Annotated in this window: 16 protein-coding genes and 1 tRNA gene; 13 read left to right on the forward strand and 4 right to left on the reverse strand. The window is 68.2% G+C overall.

The annotated features are described in order from the left end of the window. The first annotated feature begins 21 nt into the window (after window positions 1–21). From ACVJ6E_RS17675 to ACVJ6E_RS17705, 7 genes are all read left to right on the forward strand, one after another. Window positions 22–894 (forward strand): DMT family transporter, encoded by an 873-nt coding sequence (locus ACVJ6E_RS17675; protein WP_120270087.1) that lies wholly within the window; start codon window positions 22–24, stop codon window positions 892–894. A 120-nt stretch (window positions 895–1,014) separates the two neighbouring features. Then, window positions 1,015–2,574: a B12-binding domain-containing radical SAM protein gene (locus tag ACVJ6E_RS17680; protein ID WP_120270088.1), complete on the forward strand. Its 1,560-nt coding sequence runs from the start codon at window positions 1,015–1,017 to the stop codon at window positions 2,572–2,574. A 24-nt stretch (window positions 2,575–2,598) separates the two neighbouring features. Then, complete coding sequence (locus ACVJ6E_RS17685) at window positions 2,599–4,287, forward strand: AMP-binding protein (protein ID WP_120270089.1); 1,689 nt, start codon at window positions 2,599–2,601, stop codon at window positions 4,285–4,287. Continuing rightward, window positions 4,284–6,458: a cytochrome P450 gene (locus tag ACVJ6E_RS17690; protein ID WP_120270090.1), complete on the forward strand. Its 2,175-nt coding sequence runs from the start codon at window positions 4,284–4,286 to the stop codon at window positions 6,456–6,458. Before ACVJ6E_RS17685 ends, ACVJ6E_RS17690 begins: the two co-directional genes overlap by 4 nt. Beyond that, complete coding sequence (locus ACVJ6E_RS17695; protein WP_120270091.1) at window positions 6,451–6,702, forward strand: acyl carrier protein; 252 nt, start codon at window positions 6,451–6,453, stop codon at window positions 6,700–6,702. Before ACVJ6E_RS17690 ends, ACVJ6E_RS17695 begins: the two co-directional genes overlap by 8 nt. Continuing rightward, window positions 6,702–8,390 carry a carbamoyltransferase C-terminal domain-containing protein gene (locus tag ACVJ6E_RS17700; RefSeq protein WP_120270092.1) on the forward strand — a complete coding sequence of 563 codons (1,689 nt, stop codon included), beginning with the start codon at window positions 6,702–6,704 and terminating at the stop codon, window positions 8,388–8,390. Before ACVJ6E_RS17695 ends, ACVJ6E_RS17700 begins: the two co-directional genes overlap by 1 nt. A gap of 69 nt (window positions 8,391–8,459) precedes the next feature. Continuing rightward, window positions 8,460–11,381 (forward strand): tetratricopeptide repeat protein, encoded by a 2,922-nt coding sequence (locus ACVJ6E_RS17705; RefSeq protein WP_120270093.1) that lies wholly within the window; start codon window positions 8,460–8,462, stop codon window positions 11,379–11,381. Between the two features lie 5 nt (window positions 11,382–11,386). On the opposite strand, the gene ACVJ6E_RS17710 is transcribed toward ACVJ6E_RS17705, so the two are convergent. Next, window positions 11,387–12,559, reverse strand: coding sequence for a GGDEF domain-containing protein (locus tag ACVJ6E_RS17710; protein WP_120270094.1), 1,173 nt, complete (start codon window positions 12,557–12,559; stop codon window positions 11,387–11,389). 212 nt (window positions 12,560–12,771) lie between these two features. Beyond that, a tRNA-Ala gene (locus ACVJ6E_RS17715) sits at window positions 12,772–12,847 on the reverse strand. Window positions 12,848–13,058: 211 nt separating this feature from the next. Here ACVJ6E_RS17715 and ACVJ6E_RS17720 point away from each other — a divergent pair. Genes ACVJ6E_RS17720 through folD form a run of 3 tightly spaced genes read left to right on the forward strand, consistent with a single transcriptional unit; the run spans window position 13,059 to window position 14,661 of the window. Further along, window positions 13,059–13,349, forward strand: coding sequence for a YggT family protein (locus tag ACVJ6E_RS17720; protein WP_120270095.1), 291 nt, complete (start codon window positions 13,059–13,061; stop codon window positions 13,347–13,349). Window positions 13,350–13,372: 23 nt separating this feature from the next. Next, window positions 13,373–13,723, forward strand: a complete 351-nt coding sequence (locus tag ACVJ6E_RS17725) for a DUF167 family protein (RefSeq protein ID WP_120270096.1) — start codon at window positions 13,373–13,375, stop codon at window positions 13,721–13,723. Window positions 13,724–13,764: 41 nt separating this feature from the next. Next, the gene (folD, locus tag ACVJ6E_RS17730) at window positions 13,765–14,661 is read left to right on the forward strand and encodes a bifunctional methylenetetrahydrofolate dehydrogenase/methenyltetrahydrofolate cyclohydrolase FolD (protein WP_120270097.1); all 897 of its coding nucleotides are present in this window, start codon (window positions 13,765–13,767) and stop codon (window positions 14,659–14,661) included. A 279-nt stretch (window positions 14,662–14,940) separates the two neighbouring features. Here folD and ACVJ6E_RS17735 read toward each other — a convergent pair whose 3' ends face one another. Next, window positions 14,941–15,615 carry a VUT family protein gene (locus tag ACVJ6E_RS17735; protein ID WP_120270098.1) on the reverse strand — a complete coding sequence of 225 codons (675 nt, stop codon included), beginning with the start codon at window positions 15,613–15,615 and terminating at the stop codon, window positions 14,941–14,943. 169 nt (window positions 15,616–15,784) lie between these two features. Then, on the reverse strand, window positions 15,785–16,087 hold the full coding sequence (gene rpmB, locus ACVJ6E_RS17740; RefSeq protein ID WP_120270099.1) for a 50S ribosomal protein L28: 303 nt from the start codon (window positions 16,085–16,087) through the stop codon (window positions 15,785–15,787). Between the two features lie 635 nt (window positions 16,088–16,722). On the opposite strand from rpmB, the gene ACVJ6E_RS17745 reads away from it, so the two are divergent. From ACVJ6E_RS17745 to ACVJ6E_RS17755, 3 genes are all read left to right on the forward strand, one after another. After that, the gene (locus tag ACVJ6E_RS17745; protein ID WP_120270100.1) at window positions 16,723–17,604 is read left to right on the forward strand and encodes a DUF3108 domain-containing protein; all 882 of its coding nucleotides are present in this window, start codon (window positions 16,723–16,725) and stop codon (window positions 17,602–17,604) included. Between the two features lie 203 nt (window positions 17,605–17,807). Beyond that, on the forward strand, window positions 17,808–18,761 hold the full coding sequence (locus ACVJ6E_RS17750) for an acetyl-CoA carboxylase carboxyltransferase subunit alpha (protein WP_120270101.1): 954 nt from the start codon (window positions 17,808–17,810) through the stop codon (window positions 18,759–18,761). 297 nt (window positions 18,762–19,058) lie between these two features. Then, window positions 19,059–20,297: a L,D-transpeptidase family protein gene (locus ACVJ6E_RS17755; protein WP_199681414.1), complete on the forward strand. Its 1,239-nt coding sequence runs from the start codon at window positions 19,059–19,061 to the stop codon at window positions 20,295–20,297. The last annotated feature ends 6 nt before the right edge of the window (window positions 20,298–20,303 follow it).

Below are 20,303 nucleotides of genomic sequence, written 5' to 3' on the forward strand. Positions count from 1 at the left end.
GCACCGCGCAAGGGGGTCTCAGTGACGCTTGCCTCTCTGCTTCTCGTCGTTCTCGCATCCTTCATCCATGCCACGTGGAACTTGCTGGCGAAACGGGCGGCCCATGCCGGCGCGACCTTCGTCTTCGCCTACAACGTCGTCGCCTGCATCGCCTATGCGCCCTGGGTGATCTATCTGCTGGCCAAGGGCGGCATCGCCTGGACGGCGATGGGCGCCGCCTTCATCGTGCTGAGCAGCCTGATCCATCTGGCCTATAGCCTCTGCCTGCAGCGCGGCTACCAGGTGGCCGACCTGTCGGTCGTCTATCCGGTGGCGCGCGGGACCGGGCCGATGCTCTCCAGCCTCGGGGCCTTCGTGCTGCTGGGCGAGGTGCCGACCGGCACCGGCGTCGTCGGCCTGGTGCTGGTGGTTGCCGGCATCCTGCTGATCTCGACGCAAGGAAAGATCGCCGCCTTCACCCGTCCCGGCGGCCAGGCGGGCCTGCGCTGGGGGACGGCGACCGGCGGGTTCATAGCCGGCTACACGGTGGTCGACGCGGTGGCGGTGAAATCGCTCGGCATCGCGCCGGTGGTGCTGGAGTGGGTCTCGAACCTGTTGCGCTTCCTGATGCTGCTGCCGGTGGTGCTGGCGCGCCCGCGCCAGGCGATGGCGGCGATGCGCGGCCACTGGTGGACGGCGGTCGGGGTTGGGCTGCTGGCGCCGGCGTCCTACATCCTGGTGCTCGCGGCCCTGAGCGACGGCGCGCCGCTGAGCCTCGTCGCGCCCATGCGGGAGATGTCGATGATGGTCGGCGCCCTGATGGGCATGGTAATCCTGCGCGAAAGAGTCGGCCCGTGGCGGCTGGCCGGCTGTGCGGTGCTGATCGCGGGCGTGATCCTGCTCTCCGCTTCGTGAGGGGTGCAAAGGGGGGGGCGGGCAGGCCCGAGAAACCTGTTGAAACCGGTAACGAAATCCGGACGGGTTGTGTATAATGCGCGCTGCCACTCGAGGGGGGCGGCAAGGATCGGAATACCGGTGGACATATATCTTATCGCGCCATTGCCGAATTTCGGCAGCGAAGCCCTCATTGCCGACAAGATTTTGAACATCGACGAGCGCTATGCCCTGATGGCATCGGCGGGGATCACCACCGTTGCCGCGCTGCTGGAGGGCGATTTCAACATCCGGCTGTGCGACGAGATGACCGAGGATGTCGATTTCGACGATCCGTCCGACGTCATCGCCATCAGCATGAACGTTGCCCAGGCCTCCCGCGGCATCGAGATCGCCCGCCGGTTCCGCGCCATGGGGCGGCGGGTGATCATGGGCGGCCCGCATGTGTCGCTGGCGCCCGGCGATTTCGACGGCGAGGCGGACAGCCTGATCATCGGCGAGTTCGAGACCGTCGCGAGCGCGCTGAGCCGCGACCTGCTGGCCGATACCCTGCAGTCGCGATACCTGTGCGGTCAGGCCGATCTCGCAAGCGCGCCGGTGCCGCGCTGGGACCTCTACAACAACGACCGGGCGATCAGCGGCGTGATCCAGACCAGCCGCGGCTGCCCGTTCGAATGCAGCTTCTGCGACGTGATCCAGTATCTGGGCCGGGTGCAGCGGCACAAGCCGATCGAGAACGTGCTGGCCGAAGCGCAGGTGCTCTACGATCTCGGCTATCGCAGCATCAACCTGTCCGACGACAACTTCACCGTCCACCGCAAGAAGTCCCGCGTCCTGCTGGAGGGCCTTGCCGGCTGGAACGGGCGCGAGGGCCGCGAGCCGGTCCAGTTCGCGACCCAGGCCTCGATCGACCTGTCGCGGGATGCGGAGCTGATCGAGCTGTGCAACCAGGCGGGGGTGCGCGACATCTTCGTCGGCATCGAGACCAGCAACGAAGAGGCGCTCAAGGAGGTCAAGAAGCGCCAGAACATGCGCCGGGACCTCGTGACCGAGATCAGCCGGATCGTCGCCGGCGGGCTGACGGTCACCGGCGGCATGATGGTCGGCTTCGACCATGACGACCTGGGATGTTTCGAGCGCCAGTTCGAATTCGGCATGGCCCTGCCGGTGGTGAACCTGCGGGTGTCGGTGCTGGTCGCGCCGATCGCCACGCCGCTTTACGAGCAGATGGCGGCCGAAGGCCGGCTGTTCATCGACGGGACGGAAACGAGCTTTCCGGGCGGCGACCTGTGGACCAATATCGAGCCGCGGCAGATGACGCGCCGCCAGTTGGCCGAAGGTGCCATCTGGCTGGTCGAGGCGCTGCACGAGCCGGACAATGCGATCAGGCGTTTCGAGCACCTTGCCGCGATCCTCGGCCCGCCGCCGGAGCATCTGCGGGCGAGCGACCGGAAGGTGACGCCGGGCAAGGGCGCTTTCGGAATCTTCAAGCTTTTCCGGCAGGCGGCAAGCGACCGGCAGGCGCGCCGCGTCATCGACGCCGTCAACGAGATGTCGCACCAGCGCCCCGAGATCGCGCGGGACCTGTCGTTCGCCCTCTCCATCTTTCTAAACTCCTTCACGTCGCTGCACCGGCTGTCGCAGCAGGGCAGCCGGCAGGTCCACCTGAGCCGTGAAAAACCCATCGCGCAACCGGCCTGACCGACGACCAGATCAAGCAACCCGATGACCAGGCGTGCGACCGAAACCAGCCTTCAGTTCGAGATCGCGTCAGCGCTCGAGCAGCGCCATGACGCGCCGCTGATCACCGTGCTGGGGCGCCGCGGCCGGTATCGCACGATGACCGGGGCGGAGCTGGGCGCGCGTGCTACGGAGATGCAGGCGCTCTGGGATCGCTGCCTCGGCGAGGGGCCGCACGTGCTGATGGCGGCGCTGCCGGCCGGCGAGGAGTTCCTGATCGCGCTTGTGGCGACGCTGCTCGGCGGCGGTACGCTGGTGCCGGTCGCCCCGCCCCGCGCCTCGGATCCGCCGGGACGGCTGGGGCGCATGGCACGGACCTGCGGCGCAAGAGCGGTGCTGTGCACCTCGAACAACCGCGGTGCCGTGGAACAGCAGCTGACCGGCGAGGGCGGGGCGCCGGCCTGTCCGGTGCTGGCCGTCGACGATCCTGCCCCGGTGCCGGAGGTGGCATCCGGCTGGGCGGCGCCTTGCGCCTTCCCGGTGATCCAGCACACGTCCGGCTCGACCCACTTTCCCAAGGCGGTGCCGGTGACGGCCGACCAGATCCGCCACAATTGCGGGCTGATCCAGTCGCTCTGGGGCATGAACCGCGACAGCGTGATGATCAACTGGCTGCCGCACTATCATGACATGGGGCTGATGGGCTGCATCCTCTATCCGCTGCTTTCCGGCGCGCATTCGGTGCAGATGAGCCCGTTCGACATGATCCGCCGGCCGGCCGTCTGGCTGGAGGCGGTCTCCGAGTGGCGCGGCACGATCAGCGGCGGGCCGACCTTCGCCTTTCTCGAGTGCCTGAACCGGATCTCCGAAGAGGAGGCGGAGGGGCTCGACCTCGGCTCGTGGGAGAGGGCGTTCTGCGGGGCGGAGCCGGTGCCGAGCGGCTTGCTGGACAGGTTCCACCAGCGCTTTGCGGCGAACGGGCTTGCCAGGGATGCGGTGTTCGCCTGCTACGGGATGGCGGAATGCACGCTGTTCGCGGCCGGCGAAGCGGGAGACGCAGGGCAGGCTGCGGCGACACCCGAGGCGTGGGCCCGGTTCGAGGGCTGCCTGCTCTCCGCCGAGACGCGCAGGCATATCCGGATCGCCGAGCCGGAGACCGGCCGGGCGCTGCCCGAGGGGGCGACGGGCGAGATCTGGCTGAGCGGGCCGTCCGTCTGCCGCCGGTATCTCGGCGAGGCGGGCGACGACGAGGACGGCTTCTTCGACGCTGCCGATGGGGTGCGGTGGTTGCGGACGGGCGATCTGGGCGGCATTGCGGGCGACCGGCTCTACATTGCCGGGCGCGCGAAGGACCTCATCATCGTCAACGGCCGCAATGTGGCCGCCGCGGAGGTCGAATGGCTCGCGGCGCGCGAACATGGCGATCTCAGCGCCTCGGCAGCGGCGGCATTCGACAGTCTGCAAGCCTTGCCCGGCCGGGCGGATCTCCTGATCGAGCTGCGTGCCGGCTGCGCCCCGATCGACGAGCCCCACACGGTTGCCGCGCGGATCCGCAAGGCGGTTGCCGCCGGCACCGGCGTCCGGCTCGAACGTATCGCCTTTCTGCCGCGCGGGACGCTTCCTCGCACGAGCAGCGGCAAGATCAGGCGGCAAGAGGCAGCGCTCGAACTGTCCCGCCTGCACGATCAGGCGATCTGCCTCGACGAGGCGCAGATGGCAGGGGGCGCCGCGTGACCCGCCACGTCTGGTCGGATCCCGACAGTTTCGTGAAGGCGCCGGCCATGGCGGCCGCGGTGCTGCGGAGCCTCGACCTGCCGCGGATCGACCGGTATCTCGACGAGATCGCCGGGCGCGGGGGCGTCGACCTCGATGCGTTGCGACGCCTGTCGGCCAACACGCTGGTGGCGATGAGCGGGCCGGCTCATCTGCAGACCCGCCGGGTCATCGCGCCGTTCTTCAGCCAGTCCGGGCTTTCGCCGTGGCGGGCGTTGATGGAGCAGGCCTGCGACAGCGCCTGCACCGAGCTGAGACATGCGGGTGATCCCGACCTCGTCCGCGATTTCACGATCCCGCTGTTTCTCAAGGTCATGCCGAGGATCCTCGGCCTCGACCTGCCGCCTGACTACGCCTATTTTCGCGCGGCCGAAACCGCGCAGCGCCTGACGGAGCCCTATCTGTCGGTGCCGACGCTGAAGGCCCTGAACACGGCGGCGAGCCTGCTGGTCGCAACGTGTCCTGCGGGCGGGGACGGCGAGGGTGCGGAGCCCGAAACCCTGCTCGGCTATCTGCGCCGCCGCCGGGGCGATCTGCCGGACTTTCTGGAGCCGGAGTACTTCGTCGTCGGCCTGCTGGTCGGCTCGAATTCGGCGACCCAGTCGCTGGCTTTCGCGCTTTACGGATTGCTGAGCGGTCCGGCTGATCTGTGGGCCGAGGCCGGCAAGCCCGGATGGGGCGCACGGCAGACCCAGGAGATCCTGGGGCTCTACCAGTCCACCCGCACGCTGGTGCGCGTCGCGAGCGAGGCGACCGAAGTCGCCGGCTGTCCCTATCATCAGGGCGAGTCCGCCGTGGTCGATATCGTGGCGGCCAACAGCCGGTTGCGGGCCAGCCAGGGCACGCGCCAAAGCCACATGAGCTTCGGCAGCGGCGCGCACAAGTGTCCAGGAGTGTTTCTCAGCGAGATGCTGATCGAAACCGCCTTGCCCGCCCTGGCGCGGTCCTTTCCCGATATCGTCCTGAAGACCGACGAGTGCCGGTTCGTGGTCACGCCGATGATGCAGGCCCCGACGGCCCTGCCGTGCGACATCGACAAGCGGTCCCGGCGGGTGAGCGCGCGTCTTTGCGACATCAGGGACATGGCCAGCGCGCACCGGGTCTTGCGGGACAACGAGGCCTTTGCCCCGCCGCCGATGGAAAGCCACCTCGCGCTGCTGTCGCAGGCGAGCGGCGAGGATCTGGGGGATGCGACGAGGATCGCGCGCAACGCGCTGTTCTTCATGGACGGGCCGCGGCACGAAGCGCTGAAACAGGCGCTGATGCGCTTCCTCGGCACCGCGCAGTTGCCCCTCTGGCAGGGTGTCGTCGATACCGCGCTGGACGAGACGCTGCGCGCCCTGTCGGCGATGGCGTCGCCGGACCTGGTCTCGGGCTATTCCGATCCGCTGCGCAAGAGCATCATGACGCGCATTCTCGGAATCTCCTGCCGCGACCCGCACAGGTTCGACGCCATCGCGCCGCACCTGCAGGACGTGCTGGAGCCCTGGCTTTCGATGCGGAACCTGCGGCGCGTCCAGGCGGTCTTCGCCGAGGCGCTGTCGCTGATGGAGGTGCCCGTCGCCTCCGACGGTCCGCCCTCGCTGCTGGAGGCGCTGGTCGCCGAGGCGCCGGACGGGTTCGACGAAGCGGATCTCAAGGCCGTGGTGCTGGTGCTCTACGGCGCGAGCTTCAACCTGTCCCACACGCTGTCCAATGCCTTGCTGTGGATCCTCTCGCTCCCTCACGAGGAACGGGCGGCGGCAGGCGATCCGGCGTGGGTCGAGGCGAATATCGACGAGCTGGTCGCGCGTTGCAGCGGGCCGAAGTTCATCTACCGCGTTGCCCGCGCCGACCTGACGCTCAGCGAGATGGAAATGAAGGCCGGCGACACGGCGCGGCTGAACATCCGCGTGCTGAACCGGCAGACCCCGGGCGGCAACGGGCATGTCTCGTTCGGCAAGGGGCTGCATCGCTGCGTCGGCGCGGCCCTTTCGGTGATGGTCCTCAAGCGCGCCATTCCCTCACTCCTCCAGACCTTTCCCGACATGGCGCTGGTTACGCAGGCGCATCGTTACCACCCCATGTCGGAAACCGTCGCCCTCAGCACGCTTCCGTGCGTTTTCAGAAGAACAGAGCATCAAGATGACTGAAATAGACGAGTCCCAGTTTTTCTCGTTTCTTCGCGAGAGGGTCGCGCAGCGCACCAAGACCTCGGTAGACGATATCCGGATGGAGATGTCGCTCGCGGATCTGGGGCTGCAGTCGATCGATGCCGTGCTGGTCTGCGGCGAGGTGGAAGATCGCTTCGACGTGGAGGTGGACCCGGCCGATATCTTCCAGCACGACACGCTCGGCGAGTTCGCACGCTCCATCCTGAAGCGCGCGGGTTCCTGATGGCGCTGTTCCACCTCGGGCTTTCGACATCCGGGCATGACCCGGCGCTGGCGATCGTCGATGCCGATGGAAATCTTCTCTTCGCCGAGGCAACGGAACGTTTCGTACAGGACAAACGGGCCTGGGGCATCACGCCCGATCATGTGCCGCACCTTGAATCCGCCCTGACCCAGGTCGGTTTCGATTTCGGCTCAGACAGCCTGGCCGTGGCCACGTCCTGGCAACGGATCAAGGCGGACCTGCCGGTCGAGCTGATGGGCGAGTTGCTGCCCGTGACGGATGCCCTCTGGCTGCGGGAACTGCATGCCGGCATCAACACCCATGCGGGGGCCTCGCTGCTGAGGCTGGGGATCGCGCGGCAGATGCCCGAGGTGCGGCGCTACGATCACCACCTGTGCCACGCGGTGACGGCCAGCGCCTTCGCACCGGTCGACACCGCATCCTGCCTGATCGTCGACGGGGAGGGCGAGGCCGGCGCGGTTTCGATGTTCGATCTTCGCGGTCGGGTGCTCAAGCGCCGGTGGCGCTCGTGGGGGCCGGGGAGCCTGGGCACGCTGTATGCCTGGCTGACGCAGCTGTGCGGGTTCGACTGGCGGCTGGGGGAAGAGTGGAAGGTGATGGGGCTGGCGGCCTACGGGACGGTCAGGCCCGAGATCCGCGATGCGATGGTCGCGCTCCTGGAAGTGGATCGGGGGCGCCTGCGCTTTGCGGACAAGGAAGCGCTCGCCGCGCTTGCAGGCAGCATCCGGCAGTTCGCCCGTCCGGCGGACGCGCCGTTGATGAGCGCGGCCGACCTTGCCGCCAGCGGGCAGGCCGCCTATGCGGCCCTTGCCGACCAGATCCTGTCGGCGGTGGCTGAGGGGGCCGACGGAAACCTCGTCCTCGGCGGCGGATGCGCGCTGAACTCCTCCTACAACGGCACGATCGCCGGGCGCATGCCGTTCGACCGCCTGTTCGTGCCACCGGCGCCGGCGGACGACGGCAACGCCGTCGGTGCGGCGCTTTTGAGCTGGATGGACACGGCGCAGACGAGCCGGGTGCCCGTCCTGCCGGCCACGCCCTATCTGGGATCGGCCGCAACGCCGGACGCAGTGTCCAGACTGGAGAACCTTCGCGGCATTGCCCGGGTCAGCGATGTTTCGGCAAACAGCGAGGACCGGGTCGCGGAGCTGCTGGCCGAGGGAAAGATCGTCGGCGTCATGCGCGGGCGGGCGGAGTTCGGTCCGCGCGCGCTCGGCAACCGGTCGATACTGGCAGATCCCCGCCCCGCCGACATGAAAGACCGCATCAACCGGCTGGTGAAGGGCCGCGAGCCCTATCGGCCCTTCGCTCCGGTGTTGTGCGAGGAGGATGTCGCGGAGTGGTTCGAGAGCGCCCAACCCTCGCCATACATGTCGATCACCCTGCGCTGGCATGAGGCGAAGGCCCGGCAGGTGCCGGCGGTGGTGCATGCGGACGGCACCGGCCGCCTGCAGACGGTCTCTGCCCGGAGCACGCCGTGGATGCACACACTGGTGCGGCGCTTCGGCGAACGGACCGGCGTTCCCGTCGTCCTCAACACGAGCTTCAACATCATGGGCAAGCCCATCGTCCACTCGGTCGAGGATGCGCTGGCGGTCTTCGTGACCTCGGGGATCGATGCGGTGCTGATCGAGAATACACTGGTCGAGAAAACGGCTGCGGCCTGACACCCGGCGCGCATCGGCACCTCAGCCTCGCGATGCCAAGGCGGTAGCGGCCAAACCAAGAAGTTGTTCATGGCAGACACGTCAGAGGCCACAGGACCGGAGCACGACGACCCGGCGACGGTCATCGGGCACGGGATCGCGCTGCGGCAGAGCCGGCGCGTGGAGGAGAGCGTCCGGTATCTGTCCGATGCCCTGGGACGCCATCCAGACAATCTCGCGATCAGGTACGAGCTGGCGCTGTCCCTGCGCTGGCAGGGCAAGCATGCGCAAAGCCTGGCGCTGGTGGAGGAGATTCTTGCGGCCGATCCTGCCCATCGGCCGGCGCTTCATGCCAGGATCGACACCTTCATGCAGGCGCGGGAGTTCGATGCGGCGCTGGAGGCGGCCGGACAGATGCTGGCGCGCTTTCCCGGCGATCCGGCCGTGCTTGCCAAGCAGGGCGCGGCCTTGCGCCAGAGCCGGCGCGTCGAGGAGAGCATTCGCCAGCTGAGCGAGGCCTTGCGGCGCCATCCGGACCACCTTTCGATCAAGCATGAGCTCTCCCTGTCGCTGCTGTGGCACGGCGCGCATGCGCAAAGCCTGGCGCTGGCCGAGGAGATCCTCGCGGTCGATCCGGCGCACAAGCCGGCCCTCTATGCCCGGGTCGAAATCCTGACGCAGATGAAGGATTTCGCGGCGGCCGCCAGGGCCGGTGCCGTGCTCGCGCAAAAGCACCCGGCCGAGTGGCAGGCAGAGCTGCGCCATGCGGTGGCGCTGCGCCGGGCCGCAGATCCCTTGCAGGCGCTGGCCATCGTCGAGCGGATCCTGGCAAGGCCGGATGGGCTCAAGCCGCAGGACCGGGCGAGGTTGCAGGTGGAGGCGTCCCGCTGTCTCGCCGACACGGGGGCGACGCGGGCCGCGCTCGAGGCCGCGCGGGCGGCGCTGAAGGAGGCGCCCGACAATCGCGATGCCGTGTTCCAGGCGATAGGGCTGGAGCGCCTCGCCCTCGACCATACGGCGGCGCTCCGGCTGTGCGACGAGGCGCTGGCCCGCTGGCCGGACGACGAGGGGCTCGTCCGGCAAAAGGTGCTGACGTTATGGCCGGCGGGCGACATGACGGATATGGAGGCGGTGTTGTCCGCCTCGCGTCACCAACACGCCGACCTGCGGATCGGGCTGGATCTCGACCTGCGCCGCTTCGAACGCGCGCGGAACCGGCTGGACGAGCAGATCGCGAGGGGCGAGCTCACCCCGGCGCTGCAGCGGCTGGAGATCCGCCTGCTGCGCAGCGAGGGCCGTCACGAGGTCGCCCATGCAAGGATGCTTGGGCTCTGGAAGGACGACCCGGCATCGCCGGAGGGAGCGGCACTGGTCCTGAACGAACTGGTCAATGCCGAGCGCATCGGGGAGGCGGAAGCCTTTGTCGCCGGACTTTCCGACGAGTTGAAGGGCCACACAGCCGTCAGGCGGGCGCTGGCTCATCTGCATCTGACGCTCGGGGAGATCGAGGCGTTCGCCGATCTCCTGATCGAGGATGCAAGGCACGCCCCCTCGCTTCTGGAACATGTCAGGAAGCTGGTCTCGGCCGCGGGGCGGTGGGGCTTCGGGACGGCGCCGTCGCGGGCGGTCATGGCAAGGCTCGAGCACCTGTTGGCCGAGTCCGAGAGCCGGTTTCCCGACTTCACGCTCGACGTGTTGCGGGCGCAGGTCGCCATGGGAACCTGCGCGTGGGCAGAGCTGGCGGAGCGCACCGGGCGCGCCTGTGGCCAGTCGCCCCGCGATATCCAGCTGTCGGTGCTGAAGGCGCGGGCAGAATTCGAAACGGGCCGGCTCGACAGGGCGCTGGCGACGACCGAGGCCGTGCTGGCGCACCATCCTGTCCATGAGGCGGGATTGAAGCTGCGTTATGCCCTGTTCCTCGCGCTCGGCGATACAAAGGGCGGGGCGGCGTTTCTTGTCGAGCAGGTCTGCTCCGGCGCCCTGACTCTCGAATCCTGGATGCTGTGCGACTTGCGGATGATGAACTGTCCGGAGGTGCTCCCCGCGCTGATCGCCAGCCGGGCGGACGGTCGCGCGCCAGGTTCTTCCAATGCCATCGCGCTTTTGAGGCATTTCCTGGGCCATCACGACGATCTGGGCCAGCTGACTATCCCGGCCTATCCCCTTTATCGACCGATGAGCGGCGAGGATGTCTGCGACCTGATCGAGGCTGCGGAGCAGGGGCTGGCCGAACCAGCACTGCCGTCGACCGCCGGGCAGATCGCATGGCAGCTGCAGGGCAAGGGCGATGGCGACAGGCAAGCGTGGCTCGCCCGCGCGCAGCGCGCGACCTACGTCCAGCGGGTCATAGGCTTGCGCAATGTGCATCCCGAGATCGAACTGGCATTCGAGCGGACCGACACCTATGCCGAGCTCGAAGACCGCATGCGGTCGCGCGTTCCCACGCTGATCGTCGGAACGCATCAGGGACAGGGCAACGTGGTTCTTCGCGAGAGCTATTTCCGGAATACCGCGTTCCTGTTGAGCTCGGCGACCCGTCACGAGGAGCTGAACAGCCGCTACCAGGTCATTCAGATGACAGACCGCCTGGCTGCGGCACGGATCGTCAAATTCCTGAAAGGGGGGATGAGCGTCTTCTCCATCCCCGATTTTCCCGCCGAGGCCAACACGAAGGTCGGTTTCAGGAGCGAGGCGGTCGGCACCCTGTTCGGCGTGCGCTGCACCTTGCTCGATACGGTCCCGAAGGTCGCCCAGGCGCTGGGGGTGCCGATCTACTGGCTGCAGGCCCTGCGCTCGGGCACGGAGATCCGGGTCGACGTGCGGCGCATGGCCGGCCCCTTGCCGGAAGAGGATACCGCGACATGGTCCGCGCGCTGGGCGCAGGACTATCTCGACCTGCTCGCCGGCGTGATGACATCGGGCGCGGACAACCAGAATTTCTCCTCGGTCATGTACCGCTATCTGATGCTGAAGCAGGGCGATCTCCGCCTCGCCCGACACGAACCGGAATGATGGCTCTAGCCTTGCGTGGCCAGCTGCAGCCACAGTTGCCCGGAACGCGGGCGCTGGTCGCCCTTCGAGGCCGTCTTGTCCTGGTAAAGGCGCGCGTCGGCGAGAGAGAACAGCCGGTCGTGGCCCGCCGTTTCCTCTTGCGACCCTGCAACGCCGATCGCGGCCGACATCGGTACGCTGTCCTTGCCGAGTGAGAAGGGAGAGGAGGCCACCTTGCGGCGGATCGTCTGCGCCAGAGCGGCGGCCTGTGCAAGGGCGGTGTCGGGGAGCAGCAGGGCGAACTCGTCGCCGCCAAGGCGTGCCACCAGATCGCCGGGCCGCGCGCAGGACACCAGGACCTGACCGAAATGCTTCAGCGCGCCGTCGCCGGCAAGATGGCCGAAGCGGTCGTTGAGCGGCTTGAAGTCGTTGAGGTCGATCAGGATCAGGCACCAGGGACGGGTGTCCGCCTGCTGCTGCAGCTGGTCCGCGCGCGCCGCGAAGGCGCGGCGATTGGCCAGGCCCGTCAGCGCATCCGTTTCCGAAAGGCCTCTCAGCTGCCGGTGAAGACTGTCGACGGCCATCAGGGCAAAGCCGAGGTTCCACACGGTGGCGCTGAAGACCGTGCAGAGCAGGGCGTAGGAGGCGAGCGCGTAATAGACCTTGTAGTCCAGCGCGCCGGCGAGGACCGCGCCGTTCGAGGCGACGACGAGGAACTGGCCGGTGAGCGCCACCGTGAAGGCGACGGCCGCAATCACCGTGCCGATGCCGGAGATGCGGCGACGCAGCAGCTGGAAGAGGCAGGTCAGCATCACAACGGACTGGCCGGAGGCATAGACGATGGCGCGGCCGCGGTCACTGTCGTGCAGGGCGATCATCGCTGCTGCGGCGAGCAGCGAGAAGGCGACGGCAACGGTCTGTCCGCCGGGCTTGCCGGCAAAGCGCCGCAAGCCGATCCAGAATTGCATGAAGCCGAAAATGACGATGGTGTTGCCCAGGACGGCGGGCACCAGCGCCCCCGCGTTGCCCTGCGTCGCCAGCACGAGGCCGCCCAGCAGGGTCATTAGCGTCCCGGCGAGCCAGTAGCGGGCCGCCGGGTACGGGCGGTACATCCAGGCGAATCCCGCCCACACCGCGGTTACCGCGAGCGAGTTGAGAAACACCAGAATGTAGAGGGTCATGAAGTCGAGATGCGGCATCGGGTATCATCCTGTCGCCTCCCTGTAGGAGAGGCCAGATGAACACCAGCTGAACCGGATCGCTACAATTTTAGGGATCGGCTGCGCGAGGGAGTGCAAGCGCGCAACCGCAGCGACGGACTGCGGCCGCATCCGGAAGACCGGCCTGCGAGCCTTCGCGAACGACCGCGATCCGGGCGTTCTGCTGGTGATATGAAGTGGTCGGGGGAAATTGGTGGAGCCGAGGGGAATCGAACCCCTGACCTCTGCAGTGCGATTGCAGCGCTCTCCCATCTGAGCTACGGCCCCGCTCTTCGAGCGTGAGCGGCATTTAGGAGAGGGCGGGTGTCCCTGTCAAGCATTTCCCCGGCGCGCATGGACAGCCTGTAGACAAGCCGTGCGCGCCGCCCGGCGCGCGGCCCCGAGGAGTCTTGCGGCGGGCGCGCGTGGCGGCTACATGAGGGGAAATCACCCCCGTCGGTAAAAGCCCCCGTCGGTCCAAGCCGGAGACCCGCCGTCCATGCGTGCCATCCTCGACGTGATCTTCCTCATCCTCAATCTGTATACGTGGGTGATCATCGCCAGCGCGATCTTCTCCTGGCTCTATGCCTTCAACGTGATCAACTCGCGCAACCAGTTCGTCGCGATGATCGGGCAGGTGCTCTACAACCTGACCGAACCCTTGCTGCGGCCGATCCGCCGCTATGTGCCGTCGATGGGCGGGCTCGACCTGTCGCCGATCATTCTGCTGCTCGGCATCTTCCTGCTGCAGCGGGTGCTGGCCTACTACGTCTATCCCAACGTCTTCTGACGACGCGCCGCCCCGCTGCCGCGATGACCGGTGACGCCGACACGGCCTGGAGCGTGGCGCGGGACGGGGTGCGCCTTGCGGTGCGGGCAACGCCGCGCGCCGCGCGCGACGGCATCGACGGGGTGACGCGCCTGTCAGACGGGCGCGCCGTGCTCTGCGTGCGGGTGCGGGCGGTCGCCGACAAGGGGGCGGCCAATGCGGCCGTCGCTGCCGTTCTCGCTGCGGAACTCGGCCTTGCGAAGCGCGATGTGCGGCTGACCGCCGGGGCGACGGCCCGGCTCAAGACGTTTGTCCTTGGCGCCCGCGATGACGCGGATGCGCATGCAATTGCCGCTCGTCTTGCCGACATCGCCGGCGGCGGGCAGCTAAAGTAACTCGACTTTGCCCAACTTTGACGGTGTCTTCCGGAGGTTCCATGACTGCAAAGCTGATCGACGGCAAGGCGCGGGCGGCGCGCCTGCGCGGCGACGTGCGCGAGGCGGTGTCCGCGCTGAAGGCGGGCCACGGCGTGACGCCCGGCCTTGCGGTGGTGCTGGTCGGCGAGGATCCGGCGAGCCAGGTCTATGTCTCCAACAAGGTGCGCCAGACCGAGGAATGCGGCATGCGCTCGATCGAACACCGGCTGCCGGCGGACACGCCGGAGGCGGAGCTGCTCGACCTGGTGGGGCGGCTCAACGCGGACCCGGAGGTCGACGGTATCCTGGTACAGATGCCGCTACCGGAGCAGATCGACACGGACAAGGTGGTGCTGGCCATCGACCCGGCCAAGGATGTCGACGGGCTGCACCCGACCAATGCCGGGCGGATCGTGCTCGGCCGGCCGGGCCTGGTGCCGTGCACGCCGAAGGGCTGCGTGATGCTGGCGAGCGAGGCGCATGGCGGGGATCTCTCCGGCCTCGACGCGGTGGTGCTCGGCCGTTCGATCCTGGTCGGAAAGCCGGTGGCCCTGCTGCTGCAGAACGCCAACTGCACGGTGACCATGGCGCATTCGCGCACGCGCGACATCGCCGAACTGTGCCGGCGCGCCGACATTCTGGTCGCGGCCGTCGGCCGGCCGCAGATGGTGCGCGGCGACTGGGTGAAGCCGGGAGCGACGGTGATCGATGTCGGCATCAACCGGGTGCCGGCGCCCGAGCGCGGCGAGGGCAAAACGCGGCTCGTCGGCGACGTCGCCTTCGACGAGGCGGTCGAGGTCGCAGGGGCGATCACCCCGGTGCCGGGCGGCGTCGGGCCGATGACCATCGCCTGCCTGCTGGCGAACACAGTGCAGGCGGCCTGCGCCCGCCGGGGGCTGCCCGCGCCGGCGCTTTGAGCGACGGGATCTTGGAGGATTTGGCGGATCCGGGGGCGCTGACGACAGGTTGGCGGATCTCCGGTCCCGGGTCGCGGCTACGCCTTGCCCGGGAAGACGGCAGGAGAGGCCTGTTCGCCTCACGCCTGCGAGGGTGCCAATGGGTCCCGGTTCTGCGCTGCGCTTGACCGGGATGACATCCTGAGAGGGGGCTGTTCCGAAAGAGCGTCCTGAACACTACCCCGAAAACGAAAAAGCGCGCCGGAGGGCGCGCTTTTTGTTTGTCTGAACTGGACTGGATCAGGCGCGGTTGGCGTTTCCGCCGGCCGGGGCCGGGATCAGAACCGCGAGCATCAGCCGGTAGGGCACGAGCAGGGCGGCGGCGACCAGCAGCTTCACCGTGAAATCGCCGGCGGCCCAGGACAGCCAGCGCGGCAGCTCCAGCGAAAACACGCCGAGGAACGGAGCGGCGGAGGTCGCGAACTCGTCGCCATAGCCGAGCAGCGGGGTCGCAGCGAGGGAGAAGGCGAGACCGAAGAACAGCACCGTGTCGAGGATCGAGGCCAGCGTCGAGGAGACGGCCGGCGCCAGCCACCAGGTGAAGCGGCGCAGCCGGTCGAAGACGGCGATGTCGAGCAGGTGGGCCATCAGGAAGGCCGAGCCGGAGGCGACCGCGATGCGCGGGGTCGCGAGCCAGATCGACAGCAGCACGGCCAGCGCGAAGCCGACCAGCACGACCTTGCGTGCGGCGCTCGGGCCGAAGCGGCGGTTGGTGAGGTCGGTGACGAGGAAGGCGGCCGGATAGGTGAAGGCGCCCCAGGTCAGCAGGTCGGCAAGGTTCAGTCCGCCCAGCGTCGCGTCCAGCGGATACTGGACCAGGATATTGGAGGCGACGACGACGACCGCCATGGCAAGGACCGCGGGAACGGCCTGCGCGAGGGTGAAGGATGCCGGTGCGAAGCGGGTCTGCGTCATGTCGATGGGTCCTGACCTTCGGCCGCATGCCGGCCGGGTACGAAGCGGCCCCGGCCGATGCCGGAAACGCGAAAAGAGGCGCCATGGCGCCTCCTGCAAGCTCGTTCGTCGATGGTCGCATCAGGTCCGGCGGGCGAGCCTGCCGGACAGACGCTGACCTGGGCGCGTATCAGGCCGCAGCGGCGGCCGAAGCGGCCAGGCGACGCTTGATCTCGGTGCGCAGGATGCGGGCCTTCGGCGACAGGTCGCTCTCGGCAGCCTTCAGAAGGAAGGCATCGAGGCCGCCGCGATGCTCGACCGAGCGCAGCGCATGCGCAGAGATGCGCAGCTTGTAGGTCTCGCCCAGCGCGTCGGAAATCAGCGACACGTTGCACAGGTTCGGCAGGAACCGGCGGCGCGACTTGTTGTTGGCGTGGCTGACGTTGTTACCGGTCATCACGTCCTTGCCGGTGAGTTCGCAACGGCGTGCCATGGGACACCTTTTTCTTTCTTCTCGGAGCAAGCCCCGATCGTTTCAAGACGGGGCGGATGCCCCTGCTGGAGATTGCCGGGGCGTTCGCGGACCCGCACGGCCCGGCGCCCATTGTCCGGCAATGGTCGAAAAGTCGGCCTGCTATACGGGGCGCGCGACGCGCCGTCAAGGCGTCTTGCACGCGAAATCGCGCGAAAGCGGCAGGGCGGGGCGCCTTGCGCGTCGGCCCGTCGATGGCGCAGCCCCCCGATAGCGCAAGCGTGGCGCGGGCGCAACGCGGAGCGCCTTGCGTGCGCAGGTCGATGCAGGACATTTGCAGTCCGTTAACCATGCGGTTACCGTGCTGGCTGAAAATGCATGCGTGAACGGTTCGCCGTCCCGCGGGAACCGACCGGCACCAGGCCGGACCGCGCGGGGACGGTCTTTCGCTTAACCATCCGGCTTCGGCCCATCTCTTCGACACGGCGTGTCCGGCCGACGGACGCCAGGTGCGGGACGGGCTGAAAGGCACGGGCGGGAGGCGGTGACAGGTTCCGCGGACGCCCAAGCGGGCTGCGGGATCAAAGGCGCCGGAGCGAAGCCGAAGTCGAGTGTGTTGTCCTGCCGGCCGTGGCCGCGCGGTGTGTGAGGTTCCGATGTCCAGGCTCTCCCTTTCGTCTGCAAGGCCCCAGCCGTCTTCCGGGGCCCAGATCCGCCGCCTGCTTCCCGCCGGCCTTGCCGCCGCTGCCCTCCTGGTCGCGCCGTTGGCCGCCGGCCCGGCAAGCGCCGAGACCGCGCGGCTCGGCGGCGTCTACGATATCTCCGTCGCGGGCTTCAAGATCGCCCGCGGCTCGCTGTCGCTGGTGGTGCAGGCCAATGCCTATTCGGCCAAGGTCGGCATGGAGCCGGCCGGCATCGGCACGCTGTTTTCCGCCGGCAAGGGCGGAGCGGAGGCCTCCGGCTGGGTGTCCGGCAAGAAGGTGGTGCCGTCGAGCTACAAGATGGCTTCGCGCGCGGCCGACCGCGACTTCTTCGTCGATCTGGCGCAGGGCTCGGGCAAGGTGCGCTCGATGCGCGTGACGCCGAAGTTCAAGCCGAACCCGGAGCGGATCGAGGTCACCAAGAAGCACACGCGCAACGTGGTCGACCCGCTGAGCGCCATCCTGATGCCGGTCAAGGCGGCCAAGGGCCAGCCGGACGCCTCGGTCTGCGAGCGCCGCATCCCGGTCTTCGACGGCTGGACGCGCTTCGACATCCAGCTCGGTTTCAAGGAAATCCGCGAAGTCTCGGGCAAGGGCTACGACGGCAAGGTGGTGGTGTGCTCGGCACGCTGGATCCCGGTCGCCGGCCATCGTCCCTCGACCAAGTCGGTGAAGTACATGGCCGAGAACCGCCGCATGGAAGCCTGGCTGGCTCCGCTCGGCTCCGGCCGGGTCTTCGTGCCCTATCGCATCGAGATGGGCACCAACAGCGGCACTCTGGTGGTGGAGCCGCGCCAGCTCGACTTCAAGTCCGGGCAGGACCAGGCCGCCCGCTAGGGCGAAAAAACCACAGGACACATCCCGGTTTTCGCAAGCGCCGGCGCGGATCGTTCCCGCCGGCGCTTGCATTTTCGCCCCGCGCACGCCATGTCGACGCGGTGGGCAACTTGACAGGGGCAGCCTCCCTCGCCAGTGTCGCGCCGCAAATGACCCGGCGGCGGCATGAGGCCGCGCCGCAGACTTTCTGGACCGGTAAACCGATGCACAGCTTCCTCGAGTTCGAAAAACCCGTCGCCGACCTGCAGGGCAAGGTCCATGAGTTGCGGTCGGTCGCGGGTTCGGGCGAGGCGGTCGAGATATCGGGCGAGATCGAGCGGCTGGAGAAGAAGGCCGAGCAGACGCTGCGCGACCTCTATTCGCGGCTGACGCCCTGGCAGAAGACCCTGGTGGCGCGCCATCCGGACCGTCCGCACGCGGCCGACTACATCACCGGGCTGATCGAGGACTTCACGCCGCTGGCCGGCGATCGCGGCTATGCCGAGGATGCGGCGATCATCGCCGGCATCGGCCGTTTCCGCGGCCGCTCGGTGGCGATCCTGGGCCAGGAGAAGGGCGCCGACACCCAGGCGCGGCTCAAGCACAATTTCGGCATGGCGCGGCCCGAGGGCTACCGCAAGTCGGTGCGCATCATGCACATGGCCGAGCGGTTCGGCCTGCCGGTGGTCTCCTTCGTCGACACTGCCGGCGCCTATCCGGGCATCGGCGCCGAAGAGCGCGGCCAGGCCGAGGCCATCGCCCGCTCGACCGATGCGTGCCTGGGCCTGGGCACGGCGAACCTTGCCCTGATCATCGGCGAAGGCGGTTCGGGCGGCGCCATCGCGATTGCCACGGCCAACCATGTCGCCATGCTGGAACACGCGATCTACAGCGTGATCTCGCCGGAGGCCGGCGCCTCGATCCTGTGGCGCGACAGCGCCAGGGCCCAGGATGCGGCCACCAACATGAAGATCACCGCGCAGGACCTGATCCAGCTCAAGGTGATCGACGAGATTGTCGAGGAGCCGCTGGGTGGCGCGCACCGGGCCAAGGCCATCGTCATCGACCGCGCGGGCGCGGTGATCGACAAGGCGCTGGCCCGTTTCGACGGCATGAGCGGCGAGGAAATCCGCGCCCATCGCCGCGACAAGTTCCTGGCCATCGGCCGGTCGCTGTAAGGCCTGCGGGCGCCAGGCCCGCGCTTTTGCCGCCAAAACGCCAGAATCTTGCGTCAGCAAGGCGCAAGCAGTGCGAGGACCGTCCGCAGGGAGGGGCCGCAGGAACCGGTGTGTTCCCGGCCGCAGCCGCGGACAGGCCGCTGGCGGGGTAACTCCCAAGTGACTGGCCTTGCAGGGCGCGCGCACCAATACTGGCGCCGTGGCCGGCGGGCGCACGGGTTCGCACGGGCGTGATTTCGAACGCAGTTTCGGATATGGTTTCGGCCGACGGTTCGGCCAGGTTTCGGGCAGACAGGCATGATGGTGCAGGGGATCGCGCGACTTCGCACAAACACCCGCAGGACGCTTGTGGCGCTGGCGCTGGCCGGCGCGCTCGCCGGTTGTCAGGCCGACGAGATGATCACCGCCGGTCCCAAGCACCTGCGCGAGATCAGCGCCAGCATCCGGCAGAAGCTGCCGGGCCTCGACATGTCGATGACGAGCCCGATCATGCTGCGCATCTTCAAGGAAGAATCGACCCTGGAGGTCTGGAAGCAGACGCGGTCGGGTCGCTATGCGCTGCTGGAAACCTTCGAGATCTGCAAGTGGTCCGGCGAACTGGGCCCGAAGATCAAGGAAGGCGACCGCCAGGCGCCGGAAGGCTTCTACGAGATCACGCCGGCATTGATGAACCCGAACTCCAGCTATCACCTGGCGTTCAACCTCGGCTATCCCAACAAGTTCGACCGGTCGCACAACCGCACCGGAACGCACCTGATGGTGCATGGCGCATGCTCCTCGCGCGGGTGCTACGCGATGACCGACCAGCAGGTGCAGGACATCTACGCGCTGGCGCGGGAGAGCTTCAAGGGCGGCCAGCGCTCGTTCCAGGTGCAGGCCTTCCCCTTCCGCATGACGGCGGAGAACCTGGCCAAGCACCGCAAGTCGGAGCATTACGAGTTCTGGCGCATGCTGAAGAGCGGCTACGACCATTTCGAGGTCACCAAGCAGCCGCCGAAGATCGACGTTTGCGAGAAGCGCTACGTGTTCGACGCCGTGCCGTTGGTTGAGGGCGTGCCCTTCCGTGCCACCGCCAAGTGCCCCGAATACGACGTGCCGGACGCCATCGAGGTGGCGGTCGCCAAGAAGCAGCGCACGGACGACCAGAAGATCATCGAGATCGCCGAGGCGGAGGAGCGCTCGGAGCGCCGCCGCGCGCAGATCGCCGCGCTCTTCGGCAACAGCGAGGCGGACAAGGCCGGCGAGACGGCGGAAGCCGCGCCGGTCGAGGCGACCCCTGCCGCCGGTACCAGCCAGCCCGTCGCGGTGGCCGCGACCAATGCGGCACCTGCGGATGCGCCCGCAACGGCCACGGCAGATGCCGCCCCCACGGCGACGACCGATGCGGCCACGCAGCAGACGGCTTTCGCTCCGACCGAGCAGAAATCGTCCGGCGGGTTCTTCAGCCGGCTGTTCTCTGGCGGCGGTTCGCAGGAGGCACAGGCGGCCGACGGCACGCCTGACCCGAATGCGCCGGTGCCTCCGGCCAAGCCCTGATCCGAA

The sequence above is a fragment of the Stappia sp. G46H5W genome, assembly GCF_058448995.1.